Source organism: Methanosarcina sp. UBA5 (assembly GCF_002505485.1).
Classification (GTDB): domain Archaea; phylum Halobacteriota; class Methanosarcinia; order Methanosarcinales; family Methanosarcinaceae; genus Methanosarcina.
On sequence record NZ_DAVG01000103.1, the window covers coordinates 62,645 to 79,870 of the forward strand.

Sequence of the window (17,226 nt, forward strand, 5' to 3'; positions counted from 1 at the left end):
CTTCACCTGCCCTCCTCCTGAACCGGGATATGCAATTCGGCAGATGTTACCTGATTCTGCCATCGGGACGTTACATTAAGCAGGAAATGATCCCCATCTTTCCCGACAATCACATTCTCTACAGGCATATACGAATCTCCTGAAGGCTTGCCGTGTGCAATTTCCACAATTGTATATGGATAACCCGGCCAGGTCCTTAGTGCAGTTTTATCCTGTCCACCCACGGAATAAGACTCGGAAGATGTGAACACAATTTCTCCGGTCTTCTCGTTTGTGACAGTTAAGTTCGTACTCACTTTATCTGCAGAACTAAGCCCGTAATTGATGAGGTAGCCATAAATCCTATACACATCAGAAGTATTTCTGCGCTCAAGCTCATTCTCAAGCTTAAGATGTAGTTCGGGAGATGGGATATTTACAAGATAAGTGCCTTCATCCAGAAGCCTGCTATTCTCAATGACCCTAACTTTTACAGGGTACTCCCCTGGAAGTCTATATCCGAGCCATACACTGACTGAATTATTACCTGGAACAAGCTCGATCGGCTTTTGAAGAGAAACTGTGCCTTCATCCCATGGATTTGTGGAATTATCGGAAATAATCAGCCTTGGTGTTGAGTAGCTCGTCCCATTTTCGTCCACAAAAGCGTTCTCAATTTCAAGCCACACGTCCACAGGCTTCGAATCATTATTTTGAAGCGTTATGTTCAGCTTTCCAGGATCACCTGCCCCGAAAGGAGAAGCATACATACCAGTAATTTTTATATCGGCCCCATTTCCATAGTACCATAATCCCCCCAGAAACAGGACCAGTAAAACAACCGAAATAGAAGTAAGAGTACTTTTCTTCATTTCGTTTCACCCCTCAACTCCACGTTATCCTTAAGTTCATCAGATATCGAAATGCAGTTTGTAAGCCCGTACTTTTTCTTTGTAATTATGCCTCTCCTTTCTAGGTTCATTAGAACTCGCGAAACTTTAGCCTTGGAAAAGTCGAGGGAATTCACAAGTTCATTCTGGAGAATTCTTCCTCCCTTTGCTGCAATCAGTTCAACGGCTTTCCGTTCATCTCCTTCAAGAGCCCGCAGAAGGACATCTGTGGGATCGATGTTAGTTCTGGGCAGGGTTTCCTCAACAGGGGCATTTTCAAGCGAAACCTCGAAAATCTTCTCTGGAGCTTTCTCTGTGATAACATTGAGAGCCGCCACCTGTGCTGCCTGTCCGGTTATTGAAAGCTCAGAGCCTTGAATCCCCAGTGACCGCAAAACCTGAGCCAGCGCCAGACCTCCAAAAAACCCGGAAAAAAGGAGAATATATGCCTCTTTTACAGTATATACATACGGAATATCCACAACCTTGAACGTATCCCCTTCAAGCTGGATTACCACTGGTGAATCCTCAAGTAGGAGATTAATGGCTACAGTGCTCGAAATAAGCAAAATACCCACAGCCAGCATGAGTCTTTTCCGTTCCTGGGTCGTCTTACCACCTCATTTACTACTCCTAGTATGTACGAAACAAATGTTATAATTTTAGTATGACCAGCCCTGAAACGTCTCAGAATTCTGCAACCACAGCCAACTGATAGCGAAAAAGTTTTTGATAAGGATTTGGAAAAATTAGAAAAATCGACCTGTAGTAGAATAGACTGCAGCAAAATGAGAACAAACTGGAAATAATTTGAGTAGAAAAGCAAGCCTTTTAAATAAACTGCTTGAGCGAAAACCTTTTCAAAAAAGGTTTTATCGAAAACCCGAGCAGCGGCGTGATAAACCGGCGCAACGGTTTTGATTAAACGGCACAATGATTGCAGATCAACGTTTTATCTTTACCCAAAAAGTCACAGGTTATTCTTCAGTATCAGCCTTAAATCTACAGCAAGTGCGCCTTTTCCTTTTTCAAAAACCATTACAGGGTTTATCTCGAATTCTTTAATCTCCGGAAAATCGCAAACAAGGCTCGAAACCTTGAGAATTATGTCCACAAGCGAATCAATATCAGAAGGCTTTTCCCCCCTGATTCCGGAAAGAAGCGGATAGGTTTTAATCCCTGTAATCATCTCTCTGGCTTCTCTTTCGTCAACAGGGGCTATCGCAAACTGGATATCTTTGAAAATTTCGATGTAAATTCCACCAAGCCCAAACATCAGCATGGGTCCAAAAGTAGAGTCATGAACCATCCCTAGAATTACTTCTTTGCCGCCTGAGAGCATTGGCTGAAGCTGTACACCTTCAAGGAAGACGTCCGGCAGTTTCTTTGGGATACTATCCATCATGTCCTGATAGGCAGCTTTCACCTCAGTGGCATTCTGTAGAGAAAGTTTGATTCCTCCAATATCGGATTTATGAGAAATCTGCGGAGAAACGACCTTCATTACAAGAGGATAACCTCTCTCTTCTGCTACGATTATAACATCTTCTGCAGTTTTTGCAAACGCAGTCTTCACCACAGGAATACCGTAAGCTTTCAGAATATCAAAAGCCTCAAGGCCCAGTATGTGCCGGTTCTTTGCTCTGGCAGCCTCAAAAATCCTGGCTACCAATACCCTATCTGGTCTGGGTACATGAGGGACAATATCTACCTGCTTCATAATTATATGACAGCTTAAGGACAGTTATTCTTTAGGGTTATTAATTTTGTGACAATATAAACTCCAACTCTCAAGACTCCAATTTTCGAAGGCTGAAAAGTTATTTTTTGAAAAGAAGGAAAAAAGCGGGAAATACAAGAACAAAAACAGTAGAAATTGAACCCTTAACAGCAAAGCAGGTTTCAACAAGAAAATACAATTCAAGCTTTTCAGTGAGTGTGCTAAAAATTAAAAAATAAAAGAGGTAAAGGAGAAATCTCCTTTACTATCAAACAGGTACCGAACTGCGTAGTTTAGCTTCGGTCTCAACAATTTCCTTTGTTTCCCTTGCAATGGCAAGTTCTTCATTTGTTGGGATGACAAAAACCCTTACCTTTGCATCAGGGGTACTGATATCGATTTCCTGGCCTCTGATCTTGTTCTTTTCCTCATCAATTTTTATGCCGAGGCCGTCAAGACCGGTAAGAATTCTCTTTCTGATAGTTGCACTGTTTTCTCCAATACCTGCAGTAAAGACAATCGCATCTGCACCATTGAGCGAAGCTAAATACTCACCAATAACCTTCTTAACACTATATGCGAAGATCTCAAGGGCAAGCTCAGCTCTCTCGTTGCCGTGAGAGGCTGCTTCATCAAGGTCTCTGAAGTCATTGCTTATCCCGGAAACTCCAAGTACACCGGACTTCTTGTTCATGAGTGTATCAATTTCCCTGCTTGACAGTCCTTCTTTATCCATAACGAAGGGGACAACTGCCGGGTCAATGGAACCGCATCTGGTACCCATTGCAACTCCTTCAAGCGGGGTAAAGCCCATGCTGGTATCAACAGATTTTCCGCCTTTCACTGCTGTAATACTTGAACCATTTCCAAGGTGACAGGTGATAATCTTGGTATCTTCTATAGGCTTTCCAAGCATAAGGGCGGCTCTTCCGGCAACATACTTATGGGAAGTCCCGTGGAAACCATATCTTCGTACTCCATGCTTTTCGTAGAGGTCATATGGCAAAGCATACATATAGGCATAAGCAGGCATGGTTTGATGGAATGCAGTATCAAAAACAATAACCATGGGCGTTCCAGGCATTATCTCTGCACAGGCTGAGATTCCCATCATGTTTGGAGGGTTATGGAGAGGAGCCAAATCAAAGCAATCTCTAATAGCTGTTTCGACACCTGCATCAAATAAAGCAGATGTTGTGAACTTCTCGCCACCGTGCACAACCCTGTGCCCGACCGCGTTGATTTCACCCATATCTTTGATGACACCAAATTCTGAATCGGTAAGAGCCTTGACAACCTCTTCGAGAGCTATCTTGTGGGTTGGCAGGTCAACCTGCTTTTCCAGTTTCTTGCCATCGAACCTCTTCTGAGTAATGATCGAGTTGTCGATTCCCACCCTTTCGCAAAGACCGACTGCAAGGGGGGACTCATTGGTCATATCAATTAACTGATATTTCAGTGATGAGCTTCCTGCGTTTATTACCAATACCTTCATCTTTAAACCCCAATTCATAGATTGCTTTTAATTTACGTTTTATATATACAATAAAATATTTTATATATGAAAGTCAATAAAAAGCTTCCTAAAACGTTCACAAATATAGAAACGTTTGAGATTATTTGTCCTGTGCTGCGGCCTGGACACAGGTAATTGCAACGGCACCTACGATGTCTTCGTCGCTGCAGCCTCTGGACAGGTCATTAATTGGCTTGGCAAGTCCCTGGGTGATAGGGCCATAAGCTTCGGCCTTGGCGAGCCTCTGGGCAATCTTGTATGCTATGTTTCCAGCGTTGAGGTCAGGGAAAATAAAGACATTAGCCTTGCCTGCAACAGGGCTTCCTGGAGCCTTTGAAGCTGCAACTTTGGGAACAATTGCTGCATCTACCTGGAGTTCACCGTCAATTGGAATGTCAGGAGCGAGCTCCTGTGCACGCTTTGTAGCAGCGATTGTCGCTTCTGTCAGAGCGCTGTGGGCGCTTCCCTTAGTGGAGTAAGAAAGCATTGCAACATATGGCTTGTCCTGAACCAGCAGTTCAAAGGTTTTTGCAGAAATCACAGCAATATTTGCAACTTCTTCGGGTTTGGGCATTTCGACCATACCTGAGTCAGCAAAGAGGAATGTCCCATCTGACCCGTATTCACAGTCCGGTACGGCAATGATGAAAAAAGCAGATGCGAGAGCTGCACCAGGAGCAGTTTTAACAATCTGGACAGCAGGTCTAAGCGTGTCTGAGGAAGAGTGAATGGCACCTGATACTACACCGTCAACCTCACCGAGTTTAGCCGCCATAACAGCGAAGTAAACGTAATCTTTCATGATTTCGGCTGCACTTTCGGGTGTGACACCCTTATGCTTTCTCAGCTCGTAGAAAGCTTGAATGTATTCATCCTTTTTCTCATAAGTTTCAGGATTTACAATCTTTGCTTTTGAGAGGTCAAGATCTCCTGCAAGCTTCTTAATCTTTGCTTCATCGCCGACAAGAACGATATTTGCAATACCTCTTTCGAGGCACTTGGCAGCTGCCTGGAGAGTTCTTATATCGGTAGTTTCAGGTAAAGCAATTGTTTTGTTGAGTTTCTTTGCTCTTTCACTGATCTTTTCTAAAAATGTTACCAATCAACCAACCTCCTATATAATTAGAGTAGTTTAAGTTAGCTGGGTCTTAATATATAAATTTACGTAAAATGGATAGCGATATATATAAAAATAAAAAATATATATTTAGAACATCCAGCGCCGTTTTAAATACAAGTTTATCTTGAGATGTTTAACGATCTGGACTAATTTTATATCAGATCCGTGAAACTTAAGACAATATTACTGAATATAAATGATAAATTAATATAAAAGAGTTCCGGAATGATTTCAATGAAGATACTTGGAATTTCAGGAAGCCCGCGGAAGGGCCAGAATTGTGAAAAAATGATTGCAGCCACTCTCGAAATTGCAAAAGAAAGAGGTTTTGAAACCGATACTTTTTATCTCTCAAAAGAGGAAATTGCCCCCTGTAAAGTATGCGGGGCTTGTATAGAGAAAGCTTCCTGTACTATTGATGACAGTATGGGAGAAGTATATGAGAAAATGAGAGCAGCAGACGGAATAATTGTTGCATCTCCGGTGTATATGGGGAATTACCCCGCCCAGCTTAAAGCCCTTTTTGACAGAAGTGTCCTGCTTCGCCGCAATAACTCTGCACTTAAAAACAAAGTTGGAGCAGCTCTCTCAGTTGGAGGCTCAAGAAATGGAGGTCAGGAAAAAACCATTCAGTCAATCCAGGACTGGATGCACATTCAAGGCATGATTGTAGTTGGCGATAACGCCCATTTCGGCGGAATAGCCTGGAACCCGGTAGAAGAAGACTCCATCGGTATGCAAACCGTTTCTGAAACTGCAAAAAAACTCTGCGAAGTTCTGGAACTTATCCAGAATAACAAAAGATAAGGACAGAACAAAAAGCTGTAAATATAGAAGGCTGAAGATAACGAAAAAATATAGGATTTACGCGCTTATGCCGCAAAATCAAGTACAGGAAAGGTCATAATTAAAATTTTGATTTTATAAAATTATGGGTTTACTGATATTGTTTTGTGCCTCAAGTGCATAAATCCTGAAATAGAGGAAAAATCTTCGATTTTTACAGACTATAAGTGGGTATACATCGTATAATATAATACAGATACCTTTAAATAAGTGCTTGAAATCCTTCAAGTGAAAATATTCGGGTCGAATTAAACTTGAAACTTACCTTTTTTCAAGAAAAAGGCAGACATAAAAGGATTCAAGAGGCACGAGTTTTTGGAATTTAGTCCAGAACACAGATTCATATTTCATAATGTAAAAGAATACCCCAGAATATCAGAGTATATTGCTCGGTTTGATACCGAAACTGCCAAGATCAATTTAATTGCCATTATAATCGGGCTCCTTACAGGCTTCGTAATAGGAGTTTATGATCGGATTCTCCAATACAGCAACGCTTTTCTGGGTATGCAGCAAGAATTCTCATTACACGAATTCCCACAATATTATGTATTATTCGTGCCTGCTTTTGGAGGATTGCTGGTAGGAATAATCTCCCATTTTCTGATGAAAAAAAAGTACGGCGTTGATGGACTTATAGAAACTGTAACCCTTCGCGGAGCAAGGCTTAATCTCAGGGATGTTTTTCTGGAGGTTTTTACTTCAATAATCACAATCAGTTCAAGAGGTGCACTGGGAAAGGAAGCACCCGGAATCCTTGCAGGAGCCGGGACTGGGGCTTTTGTCGGGAGAATCTTGAAGAGCACTGAAAGGCAGCTTCAGATACTTCTAGGCTGCGGAGCTGCCGGCGGAATTGCAGCTGCTTTTAATGCCCCGCTTGCAGGGGTAGTCTTTGTAGTAGAGGTAATTTACGGAGAACTTGAAACCAGGACTTTTATTCCGATAGTTATCTCCTCGGTTTTTGCAACTCTTGTCTCAAGCACACTTTTCGGAATAAAACCTATAGAAATCTCTTCCTACCAGCTGGTAAGTCCTTACAAAGAACTCGGACTCTGCCTTGTGCTCGGACTTCTTGCAGGGGTCATCTCTACACTCCTGATTCGGACGCTTTACTACACAAAAGATGTTTTTTCGGAGATCCCTCCCCATCCCGTTTTCAAGCCTGCCCTTGGAGGGTTCGGAGTAGGTTTAATCGGCCTTTTTTACCCCAGGGTCCTGGGAATGGGCTATAATGTAATAATGGATGCCCTGAACAGCCAGTTTACCTTCAAGCTCCTTCTGATCCTGCTCTTTTTAAAGATCTTTGCCTTTTCCCTGAGCCTGGGCTCTGGAGGAACGATTGTCCCTTCCCTTTTTACAGGTGCAATGCTGGGAGGAGCTTTCTGGACAGCAGCAAACCTGCTTTTTCCGGGTACTGTAGCCGAGCAAGGAGCATATGCTATGGTCGGGATGGGAGCAGTTTTTGCCGGAACTGCCAGGGCTCCTCTTACTGCCATCTTGATCCTGTTTGAGATTACAAGAGATTATAATATGATTCTGCCTCTCATGTTTGCCTGCGTCCTCAGCAGTGTAATGTCAAATGCCCTTTATCCGGAATCCATTTTCACGGGAGGCCTCCGAAGGAAAGGGTTTAAGATCCGAAGAGGCAGGGAAGTAGACATCATGAGCTCTATGTTTGTAAAAGATGCCATGATCACAGATGTCCAGACAGTTTCTGAAGAGAAGAGCGTTGAAGCCCTTACAGCCCTAATGCAGATAAGCCTCCATGTCGGTTTTCCAGTCCTTGATTCCAGAGGCAAACTTTCAGGTATAGTAACCCTTTCAGACCTCCGGAACAAAATAAAGTCCGGAGAATCTGACAAAAAGATAAAGGATATAGCCACCCGGCGTCTGGAAGTCGCCTACCCTGATGAAACCCTTGATACGGTCCTCAAACGTTTCGCTTCAAAACAAATAGGCAGGCTTCCAGTCGTGGACAGAGAGGATAAAACCAGACTCTTCGGTCTCATTACCCGAAGCGACATTGTAAATTTATATAACAAAAAAGTCGTGGAAGAAGTCCGGGATACATACTGAAGATACATACGAAAACAGTAAACCTAAAAAAGGTCCCCTGACAAAAAGAATAAAAACTGGAAAGGAAAAATCACTTATAGATTGTGGGGGGCATTATGTCTGAGTCCGTAACTGAAAGTAGCTCAAAAGGGGACCTGGGAACATACCTGAAAAACGTAATACTGGAAAATAGGGATAAAGTCTGTAACTACGTAGAACTATCTGCCAGAGAAATATTACCAATCACGTGCAGACTTTTCGAAGAAAGGGTTTCCCTTGCTTACGATTTCAAGATTTCACAAATTGTAGAAAAAGAAAGACACCTGATACTTTACGGGGAAGCAGGTTCGGGAAAGACGAGCACCCTTAAGTGGCTAAGTACTCTCTATGCCAGGGAATACCTCCTGAAAAAAGAGGGCTTTGTTCCGATATATATAGAACTTGGTTCCTATGTTAAAGGTTCTTTTTATAACTATTTAAAACGAAATGTAACCAAAAAAGGCATTTCTGAGACGGATTTTAAGAAACTACTTGAAGAAAAAGCCCTGCTGTTACTGGACGGGCTTGATCTGCTCACACTTACCGAGAATTTCTCTCCTTTTGATGAAATCTCCGATTTTATTTCCGAGTATGAATCCTGTAGATATGTTATTGCCTCAAGACCCGAACCTTTTGATAGCTTGAAAAGTATGTTTGCACTTTCCGAGCTTGAAAAATTAACCGATAAAAAAATTAGGCTTTTTATAGAAAAAAATGTTCCCAATAAGAGACAGGCAAAGCTTTTAAAAGCCAGAATCCTGGAGGAGAATCAGTCAAAGACGGCCCTTCAGAATCCTCTGCTGCTTTACCTCTGGATCAGACTCTCAACCACGCATATGGGAAGGAGAGGAAAACAGGAAGACCTCCAGCACTTTACCCTCTTCGATTCTATTCCTTCCCGACGGGTAGAAATCTATCAGGCTTTCGTTTCAGAGCTTTTCAAAGATTACAAGGCAAGAGAGGAATTTTTCAGATCCCAGAGCCAGTTGCCTCTAAGAATAGGCTTTGAGAGAATAAACTCGGAAAGGAGACCTTATGGAAGGACAGATTCTCAAGTGCCCAGTACCGAAAAAACAGGTTCTCAGAATCTGAATATTGGAAGAATAAATCCTAAAGAGTTCAGTAATGGAAAAGTAAGTTCTCAAGAGCTAAATACTGGAAAAATAGATTTTCAGGGACTGAATACCGAAAAAACAGACATTGAAAATGTCCTGATGAACCTGGCCTTTAAGCTCCAGTGCAGGAATAAAATTTCATGTAAGTACGCTTATGCCCTTGAAGTGGCAGAAGCATATACAGAATCCAGCAAATCTGGAAGGATTACAGAGTGCAGCAGTTCTGGAAGGATAAGGGCCAGAAAACTCCTCCAGGAATGCTCAGGTCTCGGACTCCTGCTAAGAAAGAGATCCAAAGTAAAGTTCGGTATAGATCGAGTTTTTCAGGATTACTTTGCGGCCTTAAAGCTGAAAACATACTTTGAAAAAGGGATGGACATCTCAAAAACATTCAGGAATCCGAGATGGGAAAATGTGATAATGCTCACCTCGGAATTACTTGAATCAGGAGAAGAACTTGTAAATTCGATAGTCTCGAGCGGAAACTTATATCTGGCTTCAAAATGTTCTGTGAGAGCCAGCCCCGAAACAAAAGGAAAACTATGTGTTTTACTTGCTAGGAAACTTGACAGCAGGTATACTGTAGAAAAAGTAAAGGCTGTTCAGAGCCTTGGAAGGCTAGGCACCTGTGGGATCAGAGCCAATATTGGAGCACTTAAGGATAAAGATATCGGGGTAAAAAGAGAAACTGCGAAAGTGCTTGGGGAAACAAGGTCAGAGATGGCACTTGTTCCGCTTGAGGCTGCAGTTGGGGACGAAGATTATTCTGTGCGGATAGAAGCCGTAAAGTCTCTTGGCTTAATAGGGTCCGAAAGGGCAATCGAATTGCTCAGAGACACGTTTAAAGATAAGAATCGGGCTGTCCGGCTGGAGGCTGCAAATGTGCTAATGCAGATTGGATCTGAAAAAGCGCTGGAAGTCCTTATTTCCGCACTTGGGGCTAACGATGACTTTGTTCGGATTGGAGCTGTAGGAGCTCTTGGAAGAATAAACTCCAGGCAAGCAGCGGAAGCTCTTATAAAAGCATTTCAAGAAGAAGATAAGCTTGTCCGTCTGGGAGCTGCCGAAGCCCTGGGCCGGATGGGATCGGAAAGAGCTATTGAACCGTTTGTAGATGCACTTGAAGATAATGATGAGTTTGTGCGCTGGATCGCTACAAAAGCGCTTGGAGAAATCAAATCGGACAAAACTTCCGGCAAATTCATCGATATGCTTGGAGATAAAAGCCGTTTCGTCCGAAGGGAAGCTGCAAAAGGGCTCGGGGTGGTAGGGTCCGAGAAAACGCTGGACCCCCTAGTCTCGGCACTCTCGGATGAAGATGAATTTGTAAGAAAGACAGCCGTAGAAGCCCTTGGAGAAATAAGATCTGAAAGAACTGCTAAAACCCTGATAAATAAACTCCAGGACAACAGCCATTTAGTTAGACTGGAAGCTGCAAAAGCCCTGGGAATGATAAAAGTCCGAAAAGCTATTGCCCCGCTTCTTTTTGCACTGGGGGATGAAAACCGTTTTGTAAGGAAGGAAGCTGCAAACGCACTCGGGCAGCTTGAATCAGAAAAAGTTCTTGAGCCGCTTATTAGGATTTTCAAGTCCGAAGACCCTTTTACAAGGCAGGGGGCAGTAAGAGCCCTTGGCCAGATAAATTGCGATGGAGTTCCGGACTGCATAGCGGACCGAATCTTTGATTTCATTGATAACGCCCTGAAAGATGAAGATAAGTTTGTGCGAAAGGAGACAGCAAAATCTCTGCAAAATTTATCTGAAAGCAGGCGCAAAAGAGCGTTTGAATCCCTTATCAGCGCCCTAGATAATGAAGACGATGAGGTCAGGAGGCTTGCAGCTGAGTTCCTGGGGCTTTTTGATTGTGAAAAAGCTATTCCCCCGCTGGTCAGTGCTCTCAAGTCCAGAGACGTAACCGTGCGTCGTTTTGCAGCCGAAGCACTAGGCCGGATAAGGTCAAAAAAAGCTATCCAGCCCCTGATAGATGTCCTGGTTTTTGACAACAATGGCTCTGTAAGAGAAGAAGCTGCAAAAGCGCTTGGAAAAATAAAATCCAGGCAGGCTATAAAGCCCCTTATTGACGCGCTGATGGACCAGAATAATGAAGGAAGATCGGGAGCAGCCGAAGCACTAGGCCGGATTAAAGCTAAAAATGCAGTTGATCACCTTATTGCCGCCCTTATGGACACGGACGATTTTACTCGCCTGGCTGCTGCAAAAGCCCTCGGCCGGATAAAGCCGAAAAAAGCCATCGAGCCCCTTATCAACAGCCTATATGACTGGAACCGCTTCGTAAAAGCCGAAGCTGCCGGAGCCCTCAAAAAGATATGTACAGAAGAGGACAGGCAACGTTTACAGGCTTTAATGGACTCGAAAAATGAATTTACGGCAAATCTTGGTTTTGAGATCCTGGAAGGCATTGAAATGGAAGAAATTTTAAAAACCGGGCTGTTTTTAGAGTGGCAGAGTTGCGGCTCTGCAGTGCGCTGTCCTTTTCGCTTCGCTTAAGAGGACTAATTTATAGGCTATAGCAGTTATTTTGTTCAAAAAAACTAAATTATAGATTATTCAAACCCGTATAACCCCATATTCACCGTATTAGGTCGTTATTGTCACGCTCGACGAAGGAGAGCGGCCTTTCCCATGTAAAAACAGAGGACAGATAAAAAGAAGCTACATGATTAAAAAGAATATACTTCAAGATTTCCGTGTAGAAATTCCAAAACACAAATTAACTCACTCTAATTCTGCTATTAAAGGCATATGATCGCTCAGAGAGATCCAATCTTTATATTTACCAACCGAAAACGATTTCCCGCGATTAATAATTTCAGCAGGCGCAAAAATATAATCTATATGATAAGGGGTCTTCTTATTTTTTCTGAAATACAGCGTAGGTTCCCTTTCAATTCCAAACTCTGCATTTGTAAAAGTATGATACATACTGAAAATATCAAATTGCTCTAACAAATTAATTACATCAGTGAGTGTTCCATAAAGAGGATATTTCTGATTCCCCTGATCCCAGATGACATTCCAGTTGAAATCACCTGCAATAACCGTTGGAAATCTGAACAAACTTTTATAGTAGTTCAATGACTCCCAAACTTCTCCAATGTATCTTCTTCCTGGGTCCTCTATATTATTCTGCGACCAGACAGCGATAAGATTCGTGGCTTCACTGCCGTTCACTGTGACAGGAAGGACATACCTGTAATTTTCACAATAGGATTCATGGACTGCAATTTCAAAATCATTGAAACTGAAAACACCAAGGCCCTTGTTTCTGTTATCACCTATCAATAAAACATCATCGTAAAACTTATCGCTGAATTTATCTGGATGCTCACACTCAGAAACAATCAATAAATCAGGATCAAAAGGAAGAATGTGTTTGTACTTCTTCCGGAAAGCCATATTACAATTCCAAGTTATGATTTTCATATCAAGACTATTGATACAGTCACTAATTACTAAAAAGCTTTGAATTTAAGCTAAAAAACCAGTAAAGAGTATAAAACAACTTCATTTGAATTGTAAAAATGAAAAAAGTAAGAAACAAAGGAAAAAAGGGAAAAAGAGGAGAAATAAGACCAAATAACCTTACTAGCCGCATTTTGTCTTTTTATGTCACGCTCGACGCAGGAAAGCGGCCTTTCCCAAATAAAATAGAAAGAATTAATTTAGATGGTTTCATAAGGGAGTTGATTGAGAAGTAAAGAAGAGATTTTCATATCAACGGGGATACGATGGTTATTTCAGAAATAGCTCTAGGCCTATTTATTAACCTTTTATATGATTCATTCAAGCGTATCCCTCAACATATTTCTGATACCTCTTCAAAAGTATATGATAAAGCAATTGAAGAGTTCTCGAATAAAAACTATAAATTGACTGGAATACAAATTGATACGTTTTTTCGTCAGGAAAACGTGGAAAAAGCAATCGAAAAATACCTGAAAAGCCCGAATAAGCTCGATTGCTCAAATATTTTAATCCACGAGTTTTTTGAATTATTCAGTGAGGAAGATTTCTCCCGCGAAGATGCAGATTTAATCTTAAATTCCTTTTTTGAAATAATAGACGCCGAAATAGAAAAAGAACCTGAACTCAGAGACTATCTTATACTCTACTTAGCAAAGAAAACAGACAAAACAACCAAAGAGATAAATCAAGGAGTTAAAGAGCTATCTCAAGACGTCAAAGAAATATCTCATAAAGTTCAGGAAATGCACGAAGTAATCAACGGCGGTAGAGAAAATCAAGATAAAAAAGAGTCCGGCGTAGACTTTGAAAAATCATTAGAAAAATACCTGAATAAAATAATAGATGAAGATGGAAAAAACGAAATCAGTCAAGTCTATACAGAACTTTCAGCCAAAGAAATTTTGCCAGTAACTCTCAAGTTCCACGACAAGGAAAGCGATAAAACACAAGAATTTGAGGTTCTTGAGCTTGTTGAAAAAGAAGAAAAGCTTATCATTTCTGGAGAATCAGGCTCAGGAAAAACAACTACACTTAGATGGCTTAACTATATCTTTGCTAAAAACTACCTTGAGAGAAAAAACGAAAATGTTCCCCTGTACATTGAATTAAATTCTTACATCGGTGAAGAACGTTTTATAAAAAACCCATTTGATACATACGTCGCTAAGAAAGCCGACGGAAAAGGAATCTCAGAGGATACCCTGAAAACGATATTGAAAGGAAAAGCAACTATTCTCTTCGATGGCTTTGACTTACTTTCACCTACCGATGAATTCCATCCCTACGATAAGATTTCAAATTTCATTGCCGAGTACAACAGTTGCAGATTTATTATTTCTTCAAGACCAGGCTTTTTTGAGAGCATAAAAAGCAGTTTCAAAGTCTCGGAACTGGAAAAACTAACCGACGAGAAAATAGAGATATTCATAAATCACTACGTTTCAAATGAAGAACTAGCAGATATTCTCAAAGACAAAATCCTTAACCAACAGCTAGAATCCATACTCTCAAACCCAATGATGCTTTACATCGCTATCAAAGTTGCCATGGAAAGAAAAGACGAGTTAGATGACTTACTTCCTTCAAACCGTTCTGAATTGTACGAAGCGTTTATTTCTACTCTTTTCAATCATCAAGAAGAAAAAGGAAAAAGTATTCACGCAGACAGAACGCAAATCGAGAATTCTCTTACTGACCTGTATTTTAAACTTCAGTGTAGGAATGACGTTTCATGCAAATATTCTGAAGCTCTCAAATTTGTCAAAAAAAGCTCTGAAGATTCTACATTTAAAAAAATTAGCCCAGAGTTAATTCTAAAAGACTGCTTCACACTTGGAATACTTAATAGAAATGATAATTACGTATCATATGGAATTCACCAGTCTTTTCAGGAATATTTTGCAGCTATAAAACTAAAAGAGCTTTTTGAAGCGGGATTTGATATATCAGAGGCTTTTAGTCATCCAAAATGGGAAGAAGTCGTGATATTTACCTCTGAAATGCTAGACTTAGATTTTATAGACGAATTTGTGGATTCAATACTTTCAAAAGATGAGCTTTTCCTAGCTTCAAAGTGTGTAAATAAAGCAAGTGATAACACAAAGGAAAAACTGTGTGCTTTACTTGCAGAGAAAATGGATTCTAAATATGAGCTGGAAAAGATAAATTCTATTGAAAGTCTGGGGAGAATTGGAACCGTCGGAATCAATGTAATTGCTGAAGTACTAAACGGTGAAGACGAAGATATGCGGTGGTACGCGGGACAGACACTTAGAAATTTTAAATCTGAAACAGCAGTGCAACTGCTGACCAACGCACTGAAAAATGAAGATGAAAATATACGGTGGACCGCAGCATATGCACTTGGAGATANNAGTCGGAAAAAGCAGTGCAACCACTAATTGATGCACTGAAAGATGAAGATGAAGATGTGCGATGTAGTGTGGAAGATGCACTTGGAAATATTAGGTCAGAAAAAGCAGTGCAACTGCTAATTGATGCACTGAAAGATGAAAATTGGCATTTGCGAGAGGGTGCAGCATATGCACTTGGAGATANNAGTCGGAAAAAGCAGTGCAACCTCTAATCGATGCGTTGAAAGATGAAAATGATGATGTGAGGGAAAGTGCAGTAGAGGCAATTAAAGATATCAAGTCAGAAGCAATAGAAAAGCCGCTAATCAGTGCACTGAAAGACGAAGATAAAGATGTGAGAGAAAGTGCATCATATTTACTTGGATATATAGAGTCAGAAAAAGCAGTGCAACCGCTAATCAACGCACTGAAAGATGAAGATAAAGATGTGAGAAAATGTGTGATAGACGCACTTGGAAACATTAGGTCAGAAAAAGCAGTGCAACCGCTAATCAACGCACTGAAAGATGAAGATAAAGATGTGAGGGAAAGTGCAGTAGAGGCACTTATAGACATCGAGTCAGAAACAGCAGTACGGCCGTTAATCAGTGCACTGAAAGACGAAGATAAAGATGTGAGAAAAAGTGCGGCATATTTACTTGGATATCTAGGATTGGAAATAGCAGTGCAACCACTAATCAGTGCACTGAAAGGTGAAAATGATGACGTGCGGAAAAGCATGATAAGAGCACTTGGAGATATCGGATCGGAAAAAACAGTACAGCCGCTAATTGATGCACTGAAAGATAAAGATAAAAATGTGCGAATAAGTGCGATAGGGGCACTTGGAGATATCAAGTCGGAGAGAGCAGTGCAATCGCTAATCGATGCATTAAAAAATGAAAATGATGATGTAAGGGAAAGTGCGGCAAAAGTACTTAGAAATATTAAGTCAGAAACAGTAGTACAGCCGCTAATTGATGCACTGAAAGATAAAGATAAAGATGTGAGGAAAAGTGCAGTAGAGTCACTTGGAGATATCGGATCGGAAAAAACAGTACAGCCGCTAATTGATGCACTGAAAGATAAAGATAAAGATGTGCAGAAAAGTGTGATAGAGTCACTTGGATATATCANNACTGAAAGATGAAGATTCATATATCCGGCGAGAGGCGGCAGAGGCACTTGGTGATGTCAAACCTGAAAAAGCAGTGCAACCTCTAATAGATGCATTGAAAGATAAAAATGATGATGTGAGGAAAAGTGCAGCAGAAGCACTTGGATATATCAAATCGGAGAAAGCAGTGCAGCCGCTAATCAACGCACTGAAAGATGAAGATAAAGATGTGCAAAAAAGTGTGATAGAGTCACTTAGATATATCAAATCGGAGAAAGCNNACTGAAAGATGAAGATTCATATGTCAGGAGGAAGGCGGCAGAGGCACTTGGAGAAATTAAGTCTGATAAAGCCGTACAGCCGCTAATCAACGCACTGAAAGATGAAGATTGGTCTGTGCCAGAGAGCGCGGCAGAGTCACTCAGAGAAATTTGTACTGTCAAAAGTAAAAAGCAACTAGAAGATTTACTGGAATCAGATCATGAATTTTCAGCTAATACCGCATTCGAAATCCTCTATGAAATCGAAAAAGAAGAGAAATCGAGAGTCGTTTTATTTAAAGACGAAAAAATCTTTAAAACCTGATTTTATGACTTTATTCACTCATTCCACCAATTCGGTATCCTCATGCGAATAAGCCGGCGCACAGCAGCAGAGAATCTTCAGCGGTGTATTTCCTGTGTTCTGAATCCTGTGCGAGATTCCTGGCGAAATACAAACGGTATCCCCTTTTTTGACCTCGAATTCTTCAGAGCCAAGAGTCATTATTCCGCTGCCATCGGTAATGTGATAGATTTCTTCGGTCAGGCGGTGCTTGTGAAGAAGAGTTTCTCCACCGGCTGGCACGGTAGCTTCGGCAAGGCTCTGGTTTGAGTTGCCGTGGACCGACGGATGCATGAGTTCGCGGATAATTGAACCATCTTTTGTGATATAAGGTTCTACTTCTTCGTATCTGGTAAGTAGCTGCATTGTAAATTACTGGAAACCGC

The 17,226-nt window shown here is 41.2% G+C and carries 16 protein-coding genes; 9 read left to right on the forward strand and 7 right to left on the reverse strand.

Going from position 1 to position 17,226, the window contains the following annotated elements; all coding sequences use genetic code 11:
• Positions 1-2 precede the first annotated feature (2 nt).
• From BP621_RS12030 to BP621_RS12040, 3 genes are all read right to left on the reverse strand, one after another.
• Positions 3-851, reverse strand: a complete 849-nt coding sequence (locus tag BP621_RS12030; RefSeq protein WP_292390250.1) for a hypothetical protein — start codon at positions 849-851, stop codon at positions 3-5.
• Positions 848-1,447 carry a helix-turn-helix transcriptional regulator gene (locus BP621_RS12035; RefSeq protein WP_292390340.1) on the reverse strand — a complete coding sequence of 200 codons (600 nt, stop codon included), beginning with the start codon at positions 1,445-1,447 and terminating at the stop codon, positions 848-850. The genes BP621_RS12030 and BP621_RS12035 overlap by 4 nt, the downstream gene beginning before the upstream one ends.
• 392 nt (positions 1,448-1,839) lie before the next feature.
• On the reverse strand, positions 1,840-2,589 hold the full coding sequence (locus BP621_RS12040) for an acetate--CoA ligase family protein (RefSeq protein ID WP_292390252.1): 750 nt from the start codon (positions 2,587-2,589) through the stop codon (positions 1,840-1,842).
• A gap of 107 nt (positions 2,590-2,696) precedes the next feature.
• Between BP621_RS12040 and BP621_RS12045 the strand changes: the two genes are divergently transcribed.
• Positions 2,697-2,828 carry a hypothetical protein gene (locus BP621_RS12045; RefSeq protein ID WP_292390254.1) on the forward strand — a complete coding sequence of 44 codons (132 nt, stop codon included), beginning with the start codon at positions 2,697-2,699 and terminating at the stop codon, positions 2,826-2,828.
• A gap of 29 nt (positions 2,829-2,857) precedes the next feature.
• Here the strand turns inward: BP621_RS12045 and BP621_RS12050 are convergent, their stop codons facing one another.
• Positions 2,858-4,084: an acetate kinase gene (locus BP621_RS12050; RefSeq protein ID WP_292390255.1), complete on the reverse strand. Its 1,227-nt coding sequence runs from the start codon at positions 4,082-4,084 to the stop codon at positions 2,858-2,860.
• 121 nt (positions 4,085-4,205) lie between these two features.
• Positions 4,206-5,207: a phosphate acetyltransferase gene (gene pta / locus BP621_RS12055; protein WP_292390257.1), complete on the reverse strand. Its 1,002-nt coding sequence runs from the start codon at positions 5,205-5,207 to the stop codon at positions 4,206-4,208.
• Positions 5,208-5,459: 252 nt separating this feature from the next.
• Here pta and BP621_RS12060 point away from each other — a divergent pair, with 252 nt between their 5' ends.
• From BP621_RS12060 to BP621_RS12070, 3 genes are all read left to right on the forward strand, one after another.
• Positions 5,460-6,032, forward strand: coding sequence for a flavodoxin family protein (locus BP621_RS12060; protein WP_292390341.1), 573 nt, complete (start codon positions 5,460-5,462; stop codon positions 6,030-6,032).
• Between the two features lie 354 nt (positions 6,033-6,386).
• A complete protein-coding gene (locus BP621_RS12065) occupies positions 6,387-8,147 on the forward strand; it encodes a chloride channel protein (protein WP_292390259.1) in 1,761 nt (586 codons plus the stop codon).
• 95 nt (positions 8,148-8,242) lie between these two features.
• Positions 8,243-11,788 carry a HEAT repeat domain-containing protein gene (locus BP621_RS12070; protein ID WP_292390262.1) on the forward strand — a complete coding sequence of 1,182 codons (3,546 nt, stop codon included), beginning with the start codon at positions 8,243-8,245 and terminating at the stop codon, positions 11,786-11,788.
• 228 nt (positions 11,789-12,016) lie between these two features.
• Here the strand turns inward: BP621_RS12070 and BP621_RS12075 are convergent, their stop codons facing one another.
• The gene (locus BP621_RS12075) at positions 12,017-12,724 is read right to left on the reverse strand and encodes an endonuclease/exonuclease/phosphatase family protein (protein ID WP_292390264.1); all 708 of its coding nucleotides are present in this window, start codon (positions 12,722-12,724) and stop codon (positions 12,017-12,019) included.
• Between the two features lie 785 nt (positions 12,725-13,509).
• Between BP621_RS12075 and BP621_RS12080 the strand changes: the two genes are divergently transcribed.
• The 5 genes from BP621_RS12080 to BP621_RS12100 all read left to right on the forward strand — a co-directional run bounded on the left by BP621_RS12080 (position 13,510) and on the right by BP621_RS12100 (position 16,822).
• Complete coding sequence (locus BP621_RS12080; protein ID WP_422656673.1) at positions 13,510-15,168, forward strand: NACHT domain-containing protein; 1,659 nt, start codon at positions 13,510-13,512, stop codon at positions 15,166-15,168.
• Between the two features lie 41 nt (positions 15,169-15,209).
• Positions 15,210-15,353 (forward strand): HEAT repeat domain-containing protein, encoded by a 144-nt coding sequence (locus BP621_RS12085; RefSeq protein ID WP_422656674.1) that lies wholly within the window; start codon positions 15,210-15,212, stop codon positions 15,351-15,353.
• A complete protein-coding gene (locus tag BP621_RS12090) occupies positions 15,341-16,270 on the forward strand; it encodes a HEAT repeat domain-containing protein (RefSeq protein WP_422656672.1) in 930 nt (309 codons plus the stop codon). Before BP621_RS12085 ends, BP621_RS12090 begins: the two co-directional genes overlap by 13 nt.
• On the forward strand, positions 16,245-16,523 hold the full coding sequence (locus tag BP621_RS12095; RefSeq protein WP_292390275.1) for a HEAT repeat domain-containing protein: 279 nt from the start codon (positions 16,245-16,247) through the stop codon (positions 16,521-16,523). Before BP621_RS12090 ends, BP621_RS12095 begins: the two co-directional genes overlap by 26 nt.
• A gap of 50 nt (positions 16,524-16,573) precedes the next feature.
• Entirely contained in the window at positions 16,574-16,822 is a 249-nt protein-coding gene (locus BP621_RS12100; RefSeq protein WP_292390343.1) for a HEAT repeat domain-containing protein, read from the forward strand.
• An 18-nt stretch (positions 16,823-16,840) separates the two neighbouring features.
• Here the strand turns inward: BP621_RS12100 and BP621_RS12105 are convergent, their stop codons facing one another.
• Positions 16,841-17,206 (reverse strand): cupin domain-containing protein, encoded by a 366-nt coding sequence (locus BP621_RS12105; protein WP_292390277.1) that lies wholly within the window; start codon positions 17,204-17,206, stop codon positions 16,841-16,843.
• Positions 17,207-17,226 lie beyond the last annotated feature (20 nt).